Below are 15,636 nucleotides of genomic sequence, written 5' to 3' on the forward strand. Positions count from 1 at the left end.
TACCTTGCGAAAGTCGCCATAATCATTCTCACGAAGCCGGGCTCGCTGCACCACCTTCCAACTTGCGCCACAACAACCGCACATTGGCCTTGCGCACAAGCGCACAGCGGTAAAGGCGAATCTCCAACGGCACATGCCACTGCGGCCCGCCGCAGACCACCAACTCACCGCGCGCCAGTTCGGCGCGCACGCTCAGTTGCGGCACCCAGGCGATGCCCAGGCCTTCCAGGGCCATGCTTTTCAGGCTGTCAGCCATGGCGGTTTCGTAGATCGTGGTGAAACGCAGCGCCCGTTGACGCAACAGCATGTTCACCGACCTGCCGAGAAACGCACCGGCGCTGTACGCCAGCAACGGCACACTGCCTTCGCCTTCCAGGTCGAACAGGGGTTTGCCGTCGGCGTCGGCGGCACACACCGGCAGCATCTCGGTGTGGCCAAGGTGCAGCGAGGGGAAGATTTCCGGGTCCATCTGCATCGCGGCGTCCGGATCGTAGAACGCCAGCATCAGATCGCAACCGCCTTCGCGTAACGCATGCACCGCATCGCCCACGTTGGTCGCCACCAGCCGCGTGGCGATGTTCAGGCCTTCGTTGCGCAACTGCGCGATCCAGCGCGGAAAGAAACCAAGTGCCAGAGAGTGCGCGGCAGCGACCTGCATCACTTCGCCCTGCCCGCCTTCCAGGTGATGCAGATGGCGCAGCACTTCGCCGAGCTGTTCGACCACGGTTCGCGCGGTGACCAGAAACAATTGCCCTGCCGCCGTCAGCTCCACCGGCGTGCGCGAACGGTTGACCAGGGTCAGCCCCAGCGCCGCCTCCAGGCTGCGGATTCGCCGGCTGAACGCCGGCTGCGTCACGAAACGCCGCTCGGCGGCCTGGGAGAAACTGCGGGTGGCGGCCAGGGCACTGAAGTCCTCCAGCCATTTGCTTTCCAGATTCATCACGTCCTCCCGGACACGCACCAATTTAGGTCACACGTTCGCCGTCAAGCCGGCGTCACACGGGCATTATGCCGAATATGCATAGCCTAGTGTTTAACAGCATTGGCCCAAAATTTTGTACAGGCCTAGCATTCACAGCGTTCCGGCACAGACCGGGTCCATATTGAGATGATTTCTATCATGTCCTCCGCTGCATCATTCCGCACAGAAAATGACCTGCTTGGCGCTCTCGAAGTACCCGCTCAAGCGTATTACGGTATTCAGACCCTGCGAGCGGTGAATAACTTCCGCCTCTCGGGCGTTCCGATTTCGCACTACCCGAAACTGGTTGTCGGCCTGGCCATGGTCAAACAGGCCGCTGCTGACGCCAACCGTGAGCTGGGTCACCTGAGCGAAGCCAAGCACGCTGCCATCAGCGAAGCCTGTGCACGTCTGATCCGCGGCGACTTCCACGAAGAATTCGTGGTGGACATGATTCAAGGCGGCGCTGGCACTTCGACCAACATGAATGCCAACGAAGTCATCGCCAACATCGCGCTGGAGGCCATGGGTCACCAGAAAGGCGAATACCAGTACCTGCACCCGAACGACGACGTGAACATGGCGCAGTCGACCAACGACGCGTACCCGACGGCGATCCGTCTGGGTCTTTTGCTGGGTCACGATGCCCTGCTCGCCAGTCTCGACAGCCTGATTCAGGCGTTCGCGGCCAAGGGTGAAGAATTCAACCACGTCCTGAAGATGGGTCGTACCCAACTGCAAGACGCCGTGCCGATGACCCTGGGTCAGGAATTCCGCGCTTTCGCCACCACCATGGGTGAAGACCTGGCCCGTCTGAAGACGCTGGCCCCGGAACTGCTGACTGAAGTGAACCTGGGTGGCACCGCGATCGGCACCGGCATCAACGCCGACCCGCGTTACCAGCTCCTGGCCGTTCAGCGCCTGGCAGTGATCAGCGGTCAACCGCTGGTTCCGGCCGCCGACCTGATCGAAGCTACCTCCGACATGGGCGCCTTCGTGCTGTTCTCCGGCATGCTCAAGCGTACCGCGGTCAAGCTGTCGAAGATTTGCAACGACCTGCGCCTGCTGTCCAGCGGCCCACGTACCGGCATCAACGAGATCAACCTGCCGGCACGTCAGCCAGGCAGTTCGATCATGCCAGGCAAGGTCAACCCGGTTATTCCGGAAGCGGTCAACCAGGTGGCGTTCCAGATCATCGGTAACGACTTGGCCCTGACCATCGCGGCTGAAGGCGGCCAGCTGCAACTGAACGTGATGGAGCCGCTGATCGCCTTCAAGATCTTCGACTCGATCCGCCTGCTGCAACGCGCCATGGACATGCTGCGCGAGCACTGCATCGTCGGCATCACCGCCAACGAAGCACGCTGCCGTGAACTGGTCGAGCACTCGATCGGTCTGGTCACCGCGCTGAACCCTTACATCGGCTACAAAAATGCCACCCGCATCGCCGGCCTCGCCCTTGAAAGCGGCCGCGGCGTGCTGGAACTGGTGCGCGAAGAAGGTCTGCTCGACGAAGCCATGCTCGCCGATATCCTGCGCCCGGAAAACATGATTGCTCCGCGTCTGGTGCCTCTGAAGGCATAACCCGACGCGTTATTTTTAGCACCGCTCACCAGGTCGAGGGACTAGACACCTCTCACCTTTTGAGGGCCTGGAGATCAATCTCCAGGCCCTTTTTTTTAACCGCAGCAAAAGCAAAACCTGTGGGAGCGAGCTTGCTCGCGATGGCGTCCGGTCAGTCGACACAAATGTTGAAGGAACTATCGCAATCGCGAGCAAGCTCGCTCCCACAGGAAAGCATCGGTATAGTGCCGCCCCTCTTCGTGTGAGCGGTCGTCGGTAGCGAGGCCTCAACCCATGCGAAACCCGAACTAATAACAAACCCGCGATATGAAACCGGGACGAACGTTGACCCGCCTGTTGTGCCGTGTGCCAGCGGGTGTAACTCGATATGTCTATCCGGCCAGCATCCGCCTACACAAAAAACAGCGAGGAATAATCCATGCTCGAAGTCATTAACGACTTCCTCTCAGGGAAAGTACTGATCGTGCTCATTGTCGGGCTCGGTAGCTACTTCACGATCCGCTCGCGTTTCGTTCAACTGCGTCATTTCTTCCACATGTTCGCGGTGTTCCGCGACAGCCTCAAAAGCAGCGCCGGGCAACTCAGTTCGTTCCAGGCCCTGATGCTCAGCCTCGCCGGCCGCGTCGGTGCGGGCAACATCGCCGGGGTCGGCATTGCCGTGACCCTCGGTGGCCCCGGTGCCGTGTTCTGGATGTGGGTGACCGCGCTGGTCGGCATGTCCAGCAGCTTCTTCGAATGCTCCCTCGGCCAGCTCTACAAGCGCTGCGATTCCGACGGCCAGTTCCGTGGCGGCCCGTCCTATTACATCCAGCACGGCCTGCAAAAACGCTGGTTGGGCATGCTGATGGCGTTCCTTTTGCTGGTGACTTTCGGGTTCGCCTTCAACGGCCTGCAAGCCCACGCCGTGACGCACTCGCTGAACAACGCGTTCGGCCTCGACACCACTTACACCGGCATCGGCCTGGCCGTGCTGCTGGGCCTGGTGTTCATCGGCGGGATCAAGCGCATCGCCAAGGTCGCCGACCTGTTGGTGCCGGTGAAAACCCTGGTGTACATCGGCGTGACCCTCTACGTGATCGTGCTGCAGTTCGACCATGTGCCGGGCATGCTGATGACCATCGTCAAGAGCGCCTTCGGTCTGGACCAGGCCTTCGGCGGCCTGATCGGCAGCGCCATCGTCATGGGCGTGAAGCGTGGCGTATTCGCCAACGAAGCAGGCCTGGGCAGTGCGCCGAACGTGGCGGCGGTTGCGGCGGTCGAGCACCCGGTGGCACAAGGTGTGGTGCAGGCGTTCAGTGTGTTCCTCGATACCTTCGTGATCTGCACCTGCACCGCGCTGCTGATCCTGCTCTCCGGCTTCTACACCCCGGGCTTCGAAGGCGACGGCATTGCCCTGACCCAGAACTCCCTGGCCGCCGTGGTCGGTGACTGGGGCCGGATGTTCATCTCCGTGGCCCTGGCGTTGTTCGTGTTCACCTCGATCCTCTACAACTACTACCTGGGCGAGAGCAACCTGCGCTTTTTGATCGGTGAAAACCGCRAGGCGCTGATGGGCTATCGCGCGCTGGTACTGGTGTTGATTTTCTGGGGCGCCATCGAAAACCTCGGCACCGTATTTGCCTTCGCCGACATCACCATGACCATGCTCGCATTCGTCAACCTGATCGCGCTGTTCCTGCTGTTCAAGGTCGGCATGCGCATCCTGCGTGACTACGATGACCAGCGCGCCGCTGGCATCAAGACGCCAGTGTTCGACTCGGCCAAGTTCCCGGACCTGGACCTGGACCGCAACGCCTGGCCGGCCAATCCGCCAGCCGCTGTCGGCAAGACTGAAGTTGAGTCGCAAGGTGTGCCTGCAGCGCAACGCTGATCGGTAAACGACAGGCGCATCCCCTGCGCCTGTCAGTTAAAGTGCGAAAAACTGTGGGAGTGAGCTTGCTCCCACAGGAACTCTTCCTTTCGGAGAATCTTCATGAATTCCTCGACCTACCCTGCCGCCCAGCACGTCATGGTGCTCTATACCGGTGGCACCATCGGCATGCAGGCTAGCGCAAACGGCCTGGCTCCAGCGTCCGGTTTCGAAGCGCGGATGCGCGACTATCTGCACAGCCAGCCTGAACTGGTGGTGCCGCAATGGCGCTTTCGCGAAATGTCGCCGCTGATCGACAGCGCCAACATGACCCCGGCGTATTGGCAACAACTGCGCGAAGCGGTGGTCGACGCGGTGGATGTTCAGGGCTGCGACAGCGTGCTGATCCTGCATGGCACCGACACCCTGGCCTACAGTGCCGCCGCCATGAGTTTCCAGTTGCTCGGCCTGCACGCCCGCGTGTGCTTCACCGGCTCGATGCTGCCAGCCGGCGTCACCGACAGCGATGCCTGGGAAAACCTCAGCGGCGCATTGGTCGCTTTGGGCCAAGGCATCGCGCCGGACGTACATCTGTACTTCCATGGCGAACTGCTGGACCCGACCCGCTGCGCGAAGGTACGCAGTTTTGGCCGACATCCGTTCAAACGACTGGAGCGTCAGGGCGGTGGCGTGAAGGTGCCTTCGCTCCCAACACAGTTGAATTACAATCAGCCCAAACAATTGGCGAACGTCGCCGTGCTGCCGCTCTTCCCCGGCATCAGCGCCGAGGTGCTGGATGGTTTGCTCGACAGTGGCATTCAAGGCCTGGTGCTGGAGTGCTACGGCAGCGGCACCGGCCCGAGCGACAACCCCGGGTTTCTCGCCAGCCTTGGGCGCGCGCGGGACAACGGCGTAGTCGTGGTCGCGGTGACGCAGTGCCATGAAGGCGGTGTCGAGCTGGACGTGTATGAGGCGGGCAGTCGCCTGCGTGGCGTTGGGGTGTTGTCCGGTGGCGGCATGACCCGTGAGGCGGCGTTCGGCAAGTTGCATGGGCTGTTGGGTGCGGGGCTTGAAACGGACGAAGTCCGTCGGCTTGTCGAACTCGACCTTTGCGGCGAATTGAGCTGAATCAACACATAACCCTGTGGGAGCGAGCTTGCTCGCGAAGACGACGGCACATCCAATATTGATGTGACAGACAGACCGCTTTCGCGAGCAAGCCCGCTCCCACAGGGTCATCGGCACACAACTTGCTCCGCATTCCAGCATCCCAAGGCTGGAAGTCCTCATGCTCCACTCCCACCTCACCACGCTCAACGCGGTCTCCCTGGTACTCGATGCCTTCAAGGCACAAGGCTTGTCCAGCGAAGCGCTGCTGGCCGGAAGCGGCATCAGTGCGGCGGATCTGAACCGTGCCGACACGTGCATCACCACCAATCAGGAAATGCAGGTCTGTGCCAACGCCGTTGCCCTCAAACGTGACATCGGCCTGGAACTGGGCCGGCGGATGCACGTTTCCTGCTACGGCATGCTCGGTTACGCCCTGCTCACCAGTGCCACCTTCGGTGACGCTTTGCGTCTGGCAATGCGTTATCCGGCGCTGCTGGGAACACTTTTCGAGTTGAGCCTTGAAAACGATGGCGAGCGCATCTGGTTCGCCGCCGCTGATTACCGCGAGAGCCCGGCCATGGCGGTGTTCAACGCCGAGTTCTGCCTGGTGTCGCTGAAAGTCACCTGCGACGACCTGCTCGGCCATCCCCTGCCCTTGCTCGGCGCCCGCTTTGAACACGCCGCGCCCGATTACGAAGTGACCTACGCCGAACACTTCAACTGCCCAGTGCACTTCGGCGCGCGGAACAACGCCTTCGCCTTCGACAAGCGCTGGCTCGACCAGCCTCTGCCGCTGGCCGATATCATCACCCACCAGGCCATGGCCGAACGCTGCCGCAAACAGAACATCGAGTTCACCGGGCGCCAGGCCTGGCTGGGGCGGATCCGCCAATTGCTCAGCGCGCAATTGAATGCGGCGCCGGGGCTGGAGGGGTTGGCCGAGCAAATGAACTGTTCGGCGCGGACCTTACGCCGGCATCTCAAGGACATGGGTTGCAGCTATCAGGAACTGCTCGACGAACTGCGCTTCGAGCAGGCCAAGCAAATGCTTTGCGAGGATCAGCTGCCGATCTATCAAATCGCCGAAGCCCTGGGTTTCAGCGAGACCGCGAGTTTTCGCCATGCGTTTGTGCGCTGGAGTGGTGTGGCACCCAGTCAGTTTCGGCCCTGATGGCTGTAGTGGCCGATCTGCCGCCATCGCGAGCAAGCTCGCTCCCACAAGGGTTATGCGTTTTACACAAAAATCGCGGGCACTGAGGCTCACCTGTGGGAGCGAGCTTGCTCGCGATGGCGGCCGCGAGAGCTCCGCATTATCAAGGGGCGAATTTCGGTCAAATGTTTTGGCCATATCGATCCCCTTTTGGCCTTTCCTGCCGTTCTCCTAAACCGTCTGCACCGCAAGACTGTGTTCAACCGAATCAGCCTGCGGAGAACAAGAAATGCTGACGATCTACTCGGACGATCACCACCTGCACCACGGCCGTTGTGAACTTATCGATGGACAACTCAAGCCCTGCTTCGAGATGCCTTCCCGTGCCGACCACGTGCTGCAACGGGTGAAAAACCAGAGCCTGGGCCCTGTAGAAGCACCGAAGGATTTCGGTCTGGAGCCCATCGCGCGCATCCACAGCCGCGACTACCTCGATTTCTTCAAGGGCGCCTGGGCACGCTGGACCGAATTCAACACCGACGGTGACCTGCTGCCCTACACCTGGCCAGCCCGCACGTTACGCCACGTCAAACCGACCAGCCTGCACGGCCAGCTCGGCTATTACAGCTTTGATGGCGGCGCCCCGATCACCGCCGGCACCTGGCAAGCGGCGTACAGCGCAGCGCAAGTCGCGCTCACCGCCCAAGCGGAAATCCAGCGCGGCGCCCGTTCTGCTTTCGCCCTGTGTCGTCCGCCGGGACACCACGCCGCCGGCGACTTGATGGGTGGTTATTGCTACCTCAACAACGCCGCCATCGCCGCCCAGGCCTTCCTCGATCAGGGCCACAAGAAGGTCGCAATCCTCGACGTCGATTACCACCACGGCAACGGTACCCAGTCGATTTTCTACGAACGCAGCGACGTGCTGTTCACTTCGATCCACGGTCATCCGGAAGCCGAATTCCCATTCTTCCTTGGCTATGAAGATGAACGTGGCGAAGGCGCCGGTGAAGGTTTCAACTTCAACTACCCATTGCCCGCCGGCAGCGGCTGGGACACCTGGAGTGCGGCACTGGAACAGGCCTGCAAGGAGATCGAAAACTACGGCGCCGACATCATCGTCGTGTCCCTGGGCGTCGATACCTTCAAGGACGACCCGATCTCGCAATTCAAGCTCGACAGCCCGGACTACCTGGCCATGGGCAAGCGCATCGCGACGCTCGGCAAACCCACGCTGTTTGTCATGGAAGGCGGCTATGCCGTAGAGGAAATCGGCATCAACGCCGTGAACGTTCTCGAAGGTTTTGAAAGCGCTCAGTGAGGAAAAAAACAATGAACAGACTCAAGCGCTTTATCGCTCCCGCGCTTTGCGCCACGTTGCTTGGCGGTGCCGTGCACGCTGAGGAGCGCACGTTGCGCGTTTACAACTGGTTCGACTACATCACCCCCAAGGCCCTGGAAGACTTCAAAGCCCAGAACACCCAGTCCAAACTGGTCTACGACATTTTCGACACCAACGAAGCGCTGGAAGCCAAGCTGCTGACAGGCAATTCCGGCTACGATGTGGTGGTGCCGTCCAATGTGTTTCTCGCCAAGCAGATCGAAGCCGGCGTGTTCCAGCCGCTGGATCGCAGCAAGTTGCCGAACTGGAACCACCTCGACCCCAAGCTGATGAAGCTGATCGAAGCCAACGACCCGAGCAACAAGTTCGCCGTGCCTTACATGTACGGCACCATCCTGATCGGCTTCAACCCGGATAAAGTCAAAGCAGCGCTGGGTGTCGACGCGCCGTTGGACAGCTGGGACCTGATCTTCAAGGAAGAGAACATCAGCAAGCTCAAGCAGTGCGGCGTCGCCCTGCTCGACTCGCCGTCGGAGATCCTGCCGCTGGCCCTGCAACACCTCGGCCTGGACCCCAACAGCAAAAAGCCTGCGGACTACGACAAGGCTGAAGCGCTGCTGATGAAGATCCGTCCGTACATCACCTACTTCCACTCGTCCAAGTACATGGCCGACATTGCCAACGGTGACATCTGCGTCGCAGTCGGTTATTCCGGCAGCTTCTCGCAAGCCGCCAACCGCGCCAAGGAAGCCAGGAACGGTGTGGTCGTCGACATGCGTTTGCCGAAGGAAGGCGCGCCGATCTGGTTCGACATGCTGGCGATTCCGAAGGGGGCGAAAAACCCCGAAGACGCCTACACCTTCATCAACTACCTGCTGCAGCCTCAAGTGATTGCACCGGTCAGTGACTTCGTCGGCTACCCGAACCCGAACAAGGACGCCACGGAAATGGTCGACCCGGTGATCCGCAACAACCCGAACCTGTACCCGACCGACACGGCGATGAGCACGCTCTACACCCTGCAACCGTTGCCCCGCGATGCCGAACGGGCGCGCACCCGGGCCTGGACCAAGATCAAGTCCGGCACCTGATAACTGTCTCGTTCCCGCCGTCACCAGGACCTGCGCTCGCGCAGGTCTTTTTTTGCCCGCGATATTTATTTACCGCTCATGGTGCATGCTCGTAGGCGGACCGAGCAGGCCGCCCTCCTCAGAGCACCTTCCACACCCTGCGCAATCGCTCCAATGCTGATTCGATCGCCTTTTCGGGCACGGCGGCAAAGCCCAGTACCAGTCCCGCGCGCTGATCCATCGGCGTCGCGGAATCGGGCAACCAATAACTGCTCAAGCCGTTGATCTCGACATCGACACTTTGTGCCAACTCGATCAGTTCACGTTCACGCGCCACACTGTCGACCGGCACGGTCATGTGCAATCCGGCGGCGACCACGGGTAACGGGCCGACACCGGGAATCTCCGCCGGCCAGTCGCTGAGCAACGCATTACGCCGGCTCAGCGCCGCACGCCGCATCCGCCGGATATGTCGCTGGAAATGCCCGGCCGCCATGAACTCGGCCATTACCGCCTGAGTACTGACCTCCGAATGCCGTACATCCACTGCACGGCGCCGCGCGAAAGCCTCAACCAGACCACGCGGCAACACCAGGTAACCCAGGCGCAATGCCGGAAACGCCACTTTGCCGAACGTGCCGACGTAGAGCACCCGGCCATGCCGATCCAGTGCTGCCAAAGGTGCCAGCGGCGCACCGCTGTAGCGGTACTCGCCGTCATAGTCATCCTCGACGATCCAGCCCTGCGTGCGTTCGGCCCAGGCCAGCAATTCCAGACGGCGAGCCAGGCTCATCACCACCCCGGTGGGGTACTGATGGGACGGGGTGACGTAGGTCAGACGGCAATCGCTCAGCTGTGCCAGTTCACCGCAGTCGATACCCTCGCTATCCACCGCCACCCCATGCAGCCGGGCACCTGCCACGGCGAACGCATGACCGGCCGCCCGATACCCCGGATTTTCAATCGCCACCCCGTCACCGGGCCCCACCAGCAGCTGTGCACAAAGGCTGATCCCCTGCTGCGCACCACTGGTGATCACAATTTGCTCAGCCGTGCACTGCATGCCACGGGAACTGCGCAAATACGCGGCGATCATCCCGCGCAAGCGTGCATCGCCGGCCGGATCGCCGTAGCACAGTTGCTGCAAATCCGGTTTACGCCAGAAAGCCGCATTCAGCTTGGCCCAGACCTCGAACGGAAACAGATCGAACGCAGGAACACCGACCCGAAAAGCCTTGGGCGGACCGCTGGGCGGCATGGGTAAATGATTCTTTTCAACACGGGTCAAGGCGTCCCTGTGGGTAACTTTGCTGGATGAATCCACAGGCAAATCAAGCCAATTTGTGGATAAAGCTGTGGGTAAGCCTGTTGAAAACCCTGTGGATACTTTTGTGGATAGTTTTTTTGCCGGCAAGGTTGCATGGGGTAATTGCGCGACGTAAGTCCCGTCACCTACCCGCCCCTCGATAAACCCTTCAGCGTAAAGCTGATCGTAGGCGCGCACTACGCTGTTGCGGGAAATCGCCAGCGCGGCAGCCAGATCCCGACTGGCCGGCAAACGCGTGCCGCTGGCCAGTCGCCCGTCGAGTACCCGCATCCGCAATGCCTGATAGAGCTGCCGACTCAACCCCTGGCGACGATCAAGTTCGATACCCGCCGGGTTGAAGGTCAGGGACAGTGGTTCGCTGGTCATCGCAATGGACCCATGAAATTGGTCATTAATGGCTCTTACAACAGACCAATAGCCTGCCTAGGATGCAGACATTCGCCAAGGAAAATATCTCCATGTACACACCACGTGCTTTTGCCATCGACGAGTTGTCCCAACTGCATGAACTGATCCTCGCCACCCGCCTCGCCATATTGGTGACCTACGGTGAAAGCGGCCTGCAAGCCAGCCATGTACCGGTGCTGCTGCATTGCGAACAAGGCTCGAACGGTACGTTGTACGGGCATCTGGCCAAAGCCAATCCACAGTGGAAAGACCTGCGCGACGGCGCCGAAGCCCTGCTGATTTTTGCCGGTGCCGACGCCTACGTCAGCCCCGGCCTCTACCCGAGCAAGGCCGAACACGGCAAAGTCGTGCCAACCTGGAACTACGTCGCTGTACACGCCTATGGCCGAGCCGAAACCTTCAGCGATGGCGGGCGGCTGCTCGACATCGTCAGCACCCTTACCGACCGTCATGAAGCTGGCCGCGCCCAACCGTGGTCAGTGGCCGATGCCCCCGCCGATTACATCGACGGCATGCTCAAGGCCATCGTCGGTTTCGCCATCCCCATCGACCGCCTGGAAGGCAAGCGCAAGCTCAGTCAAAACCGCAGCCCCGCCGACATCGCCGGCGTGCGCGAAGGCCTGGCCGCCAGCCCCGACATCAATGACCAAACCCTCGCCCAATTGATGCGCTAAGGAAATCACCATGAGTCAAATCGACATTCGCCAGGTCGCCGCCGGTGATCACGCGGCCTGGTTGCCGCTGTGGCAAGCCTACTTGCATTTCTACAACACCGAATTGCCGGAGGCCGTCACCCAAAGCACCTGGCAGCGCATGCTCGATCCGAACGAGCCAACCCACGCCGCACTCGCCTGGGCCGACGGCAAAGCGGTGGGCATGGTGCATTTCATCTACCATCGTTCGAACTGGGCCATCGAAAACTCCTGCTACCTGCAAGACTTGCTGGTAGCCCCGGAAACCCGCGGCACCGGCGTCGGCCGGCAACTGATCGAATTCGTCTACACCACGGCCAAGGCCGACGGCTGCAACAAGGTCCACTGGCTGACCCACGAAACCAACGCCACCGCGATCCAGCTCTACGAGCGCATCGCCGAACGCCCCGGTTTCATCCAGTTTCGCAAAGCCATCTAGGAGAACAGCATGTCGATTTCACTCGCCGACTGGAAAGGCGTCCCGGCACCCACCGCTCAACTGATCGAAGGGCGTTACATCCGCTTGGAAAAACTCGACCCGGCGCGTCACGCCGATGGTTTGTGGAAGGCCCTGCAAGGCCCGGGTGCCGACCCGAAACTCTGGGATTATTTGCCTTATGGGCCTTTCCCGGAGCGCAGCGTTTTCAACGATTGGCTGAACAATCATGCGGCCAATAGCGACCCGTATTTCTTCAGCGTGATCGACCGTGCTAGCGGCGATGTGCAGGGCATCCTCAGTTTGATGTCGATTGTCCCTTCACAAGGGCGGATCGAGATCGGCCATGTCACGTTCGGCGCGCCGATGCAGCGCTCGCCGAAAAGCACCGAGGCGATTTATTTGCTGGCCAAGGAATCCTTTGCGCTGGGTTATCGCCGTCTGGAGTGGAAGTGCAACAACGGCAATGCCCGCTCCAAATACGCGGCCGAGCGGCTGGGGTTCAGTTTTGAGGGCGTGTTTCGTCAGCATATGGTGGTGAAGGGGCAGAACCGGGATACGGCGTGGTATTCGATTCTGGACTCGGAATGGCCAGCGATCGGGGCGGGGTTTGAGCGGTGGCTATCCGATAAGAACCAGACGGATTCGGGGCAGGTGAAAACGTTGGCGGAGTGCCGCACCTGATTCGGTAGCGCCTGGACGGACGCTATCGTCGGAACGCCGCCCGGAGCAAGCTTTGCTCCTACGGGATATGGGCCGGACACACGATCTGTGGACGCCACCAAACCTGTAGGAGCATGGCTTGCCCCGCGATGCTTTTAGGCGAGTTTCTGGGCAAGCACCGCAATATGCTCCGGCCCGATCCCGCAGCAACCGCCCAAATGACTGGCGCCGCGTTCTTTCCAATCCGCCGCCCACTGCAAGTAACCCGGCGGATAAAGGTCTTCACGCAACGGGTCCAGACCGTCATTGGCCGTGGCCTCTTTCGGTTGCGGCGGGAAGGCATTGGCATAAGCGCCGATGTGAATCTTCACCCCTAAACGCTCGAAGGTTTCCCGCGCGGCATCAATCGCAGCACCGATTACTTCCGGCTGGCTGCAGTTGAACAGCAACGTTTCGACGCCCAACTCAGCCGCCACGGCGGCGGCTTCAGCCACCGGCTCGCCCGAACGCAAGCGCGGCACTTCGTCCGTGTCCTCATCCTTCAGGGTAAACGACAGCCAGAACGGCTTGCCGTCCGTTGGCAGACCGGCGTGGATCGCTCGCGCTTCAACGATCGAACTCTGGGTTTCTGCCAGCCACAGATCGACATGAGGTGCCAGACCCTTCACCAGCGGCGCCAACAATTCAGTCGCCCGACCAGCATCAAAAAGGTCCGGGCGATAGGACCCAAACAGCGGCGGCAATGAACCGGCCACACGCACCGCTTTGCCCGAAGCCTCTACCGCGCGCCGAGCCAGCTCACCGGCCAACGCCGCGAGCGCCTGCCCTTCTGCTGCAAAACGCTCTTCGCCAATGTGAAACGGCACCACCGCGTAACTGTTGCTGGTGATCACGTTCGCACCGCTTTCGATATAAGCCGAGTGCACCGCCTCTACCGCTTGCGGCGCTTCGCTCAAGGCCAGCGCCGACCACTCAGGCTGCCGGAACGGCGCGCCTCGGCGCTGTAACTCACGACCCATGCCGCCATCCAGAATCACTGTGCTTGCTGCGCCCATATGCTTTTCACTCATAAGCTTATGAAAATAACTCACTATCGGAGTCGTTCTTATAACTATTTAATACGCACCATCCGGTTAATGACAACCTCTTTTTTATCAGGAATCGACTGTGAAATTCCAACCACTCCTGGCCCTGGGCCTGACGATTCTGGCTGCCTCCACCCAAGCCTTTGGCGGCGCCACGCTGGATCGCGTCGAGCAAAAAAAAGAACTGGTGGGCGTGTTGATGGAAAGCTATCCACCCTTCTCGTTCCTCAATGATCAGAACCAGCTCGATGGCTTCGACGTCGACGTGGCCAAGGCCGTGGCAGACAAACTGGGCGTCAAACTGCGCCTCGAAACCCCGTCCTGGGACGTGATCGCTGCCGGCCGCTGGAGTGGGCGCTACGACATCTGCATCTGCTCCATGACCCCGAGCAAGGCCCGCGCCGAGGTCTTCGACTTCCCGGTCGAGTACTACGCCTCGCCAGCGGTGATCGTGGTCAACGCCAAGGACGACAGCATCCACAGCGCCAAGGACCTGAGCGGCAAGAAAGTCGGCCTCACCAGCGCCTCCAGCTATGAAAGCTACCTGAACAAAAACCTGGTGATCGAAGGCGCCGAAGACACCCAATTGCAGTACCCGTTCGAGGACGTGCAGATCGCCCCGTATGACACTGACAACGTGGCGTTCCAGGACCTCGGCCTGGGCGCTGGCGTGCGACTGGACGCGATCCTCACCAACCTTGTCACCGCCCAACCGCGCCTGACCGAAGACAAGCGCTTCAAACTCGCCGGCGAGCCGCTGTACTCGGAGCCGAACTCGGTGGCCATTGAAAAAGGCGACGCCCAGTGGGACGCCAAAGTGCGTGACGTCTTCGCTCAGCTGAAACAGGACGGCACACTGAGCAAGCTCTCGCAAAAATGGATCGGCGCTGATATCAGTAAATGACTTCTTTCCCCAAACCTCCCCAGCCGCCGGCTGAGTCACGGCTGCAACGGATCTTCGGTTTCCGCACACGGCTGTACTTGACCTGGGCGGCGATGCTCGGATTGTTCGCCAGTTTCTTCCTGAGCTTCGACCTGAAGTTCTCGATCATCCTCGACAAACTGCCCAACCTCGTCGGCGTGCACCTGGCGCCCAACGGCTTCCTGCAAGGCGCGGCGCTGACGTTGTTTCTGTGCCTGTGTTCAATAGTCGCCTCGTCGCTGCTGGGTTTCATCACCGCCCTGGGGCGGCTGTCGAAAAGCGCCGTGGCGTTCGGCATCGCCAGTTTCTACGCCTCGTTCTTTCGCGGCACACCATTGCTGATCCAGATTCTGCTGATCTACCTCGGCCTGCCCCAACTGGGCGTAGTACCCGGCGCCATCGCGGCCGGGATCATCGCCCTGTCGCTGAACTACGGCGCCTACCTGAGCGAAATCTTCCGCGCCGGCATCCTCGGCGTTTCCCACGGCCAACGGGAAGCGTCACTGGCCCTGGGCATGCGCGAAACCGTGATTTTCTGGCGCGTCACCCTGCCCCAAGCCATGCGCACCATCATCCCGCCGACCACCAACCAGTTCATCTCCATGCTCAAGGACTCGTCGCTGATCTCAGTGATGGGGGTTTGGGAAGTGATGTTTTTGGCGCAATCGTATGGGCGGTCGAGCTATCGGTACATCGAGATGCTGACGACCGCAGCGGTGATTTATTGGGTGATGTCGATTGGATTGGAGCTGGTTCAGGCAAGGATGGAGCGTCACTACGGGAAGGCGTATTTGCATAACCGATGAGTTCACTTGATGCGTGGTGACGCCATAAAAACGACTCGGCTAACAACGCGAATCGGCATAGGGGACGGCCTTCATAGACCGTACCCCTGCCACACCACCCGGCATGCGGGTCCGCACCGGGCGGTTCGAGGGATTGAGGTCAGGAGAGACGTGGAAGTCCCAAGCGATCAAACCACGCGAGATTAAGCACCCAATTCAAGGCCCATCGACTGTTGTCCCACCAACGACGGG

General features: G+C 60.7%; 14 protein-coding genes. 11 read left to right on the forward strand and 3 right to left on the reverse strand.

What is annotated here, in order from left to right:
* Positions 1–28: 28 nt before the first annotated feature.
* On the reverse strand, positions 29–940 hold the full coding sequence (locus AC1DRN_RS01150) for a LysR substrate-binding domain-containing protein (RefSeq protein ID WP_223460507.1): 912 nt from the start codon (positions 938–940) through the stop codon (positions 29–31).
* A gap of 180 nt (positions 941–1,120) precedes the next feature.
* Here AC1DRN_RS01150 and AC1DRN_RS01155 point away from each other — a divergent pair, with 180 nt between their 5' ends.
* From AC1DRN_RS01155 to AC1DRN_RS01180, 6 genes are all read left to right on the forward strand, one after another.
* Complete coding sequence (locus tag AC1DRN_RS01155; protein ID WP_223460509.1) at positions 1,121–2,545, forward strand: aspartate ammonia-lyase; 1,425 nt, start codon at positions 1,121–1,123, stop codon at positions 2,543–2,545.
* A gap of 418 nt (positions 2,546–2,963) precedes the next feature.
* Positions 2,964–4,415: an alanine/glycine:cation symporter family protein gene (locus AC1DRN_RS01160; RefSeq protein ID WP_477786605.1), complete on the forward strand. Its 1,452-nt coding sequence runs from the start codon at positions 2,964–2,966 to the stop codon at positions 4,413–4,415.
* A 102-nt stretch (positions 4,416–4,517) separates the two neighbouring features.
* Complete coding sequence (locus AC1DRN_RS01165; protein WP_457265674.1) at positions 4,518–5,522, forward strand: asparaginase; 1,005 nt, start codon at positions 4,518–4,520, stop codon at positions 5,520–5,522.
* Positions 5,523–5,682: 160 nt separating this feature from the next.
* Complete coding sequence (locus tag AC1DRN_RS01170) at positions 5,683–6,675, forward strand: AraC family transcriptional regulator (protein WP_223460516.1); 993 nt, start codon at positions 5,683–5,685, stop codon at positions 6,673–6,675.
* A 268-nt stretch (positions 6,676–6,943) separates the two neighbouring features.
* Complete coding sequence (locus AC1DRN_RS01175; protein ID WP_457265675.1) at positions 6,944–7,975, forward strand: histone deacetylase family protein; 1,032 nt, start codon at positions 6,944–6,946, stop codon at positions 7,973–7,975.
* An 11-nt stretch (positions 7,976–7,986) separates the two neighbouring features.
* Positions 7,987–9,087, forward strand: a complete 1,101-nt coding sequence (locus AC1DRN_RS01180; RefSeq protein ID WP_457265676.1) for a polyamine ABC transporter substrate-binding protein — start codon at positions 7,987–7,989, stop codon at positions 9,085–9,087.
* Between the two features lie 118 nt (positions 9,088–9,205).
* Here AC1DRN_RS01180 and pdxR read toward each other — a convergent pair whose 3' ends face one another.
* The gene (gene pdxR / locus AC1DRN_RS01185) at positions 9,206–10,759 is read right to left on the reverse strand and encodes a MocR-like pyridoxine biosynthesis transcription factor PdxR (protein WP_457265677.1); all 1,554 of its coding nucleotides are present in this window, start codon (positions 10,757–10,759) and stop codon (positions 9,206–9,208) included.
* Between the two features lie 92 nt (positions 10,760–10,851).
* On the opposite strand from pdxR, the gene AC1DRN_RS01190 reads away from it, so the two are divergent.
* The 3 genes from AC1DRN_RS01190 to AC1DRN_RS01200 are packed head-to-tail and all read left to right on the forward strand — an operon-like array spanning position 10,852 to position 12,613.
* The gene (locus AC1DRN_RS01190; protein ID WP_457265678.1) at positions 10,852–11,475 is read left to right on the forward strand and encodes an FMN-binding negative transcriptional regulator; all 624 of its coding nucleotides are present in this window, start codon (positions 10,852–10,854) and stop codon (positions 11,473–11,475) included.
* A 10-nt stretch (positions 11,476–11,485) separates the two neighbouring features.
* Complete coding sequence (locus tag AC1DRN_RS01195; protein ID WP_457265679.1) at positions 11,486–11,932, forward strand: GNAT family N-acetyltransferase; 447 nt, start codon at positions 11,486–11,488, stop codon at positions 11,930–11,932.
* Between the two features lie 9 nt (positions 11,933–11,941).
* Complete coding sequence (locus tag AC1DRN_RS01200) at positions 11,942–12,613, forward strand: GNAT family N-acetyltransferase (protein ID WP_457265680.1); 672 nt, start codon at positions 11,942–11,944, stop codon at positions 12,611–12,613.
* Between the two features lie 134 nt (positions 12,614–12,747).
* Here AC1DRN_RS01200 and AC1DRN_RS01205 read toward each other — a convergent pair whose 3' ends face one another.
* Positions 12,748–13,647, reverse strand: coding sequence for a homocysteine S-methyltransferase family protein (locus AC1DRN_RS01205; protein WP_457265681.1), 900 nt, complete (start codon positions 13,645–13,647; stop codon positions 12,748–12,750).
* Between the two features lie 112 nt (positions 13,648–13,759).
* Between AC1DRN_RS01205 and AC1DRN_RS01210 the strand changes: the two genes are divergently transcribed.
* Together AC1DRN_RS01210 and AC1DRN_RS01215 are read left to right on the forward strand one after the other, a co-directional pair.
* Positions 13,760–14,581 (forward strand): ABC transporter substrate-binding protein, encoded by an 822-nt coding sequence (locus AC1DRN_RS01210; RefSeq protein WP_108218844.1) that lies wholly within the window; start codon positions 13,760–13,762, stop codon positions 14,579–14,581.
* Entirely contained in the window at positions 14,578–15,405 is an 828-nt protein-coding gene (locus AC1DRN_RS01215) for an amino acid ABC transporter permease (protein WP_223460535.1), read from the forward strand. Before AC1DRN_RS01210 ends, AC1DRN_RS01215 begins: the two co-directional genes overlap by 4 nt.
* Positions 15,406–15,636 lie beyond the last annotated feature (231 nt).

It is taken from the genome of Pseudomonas sp. P5_B3, assembly GCF_056400405.1.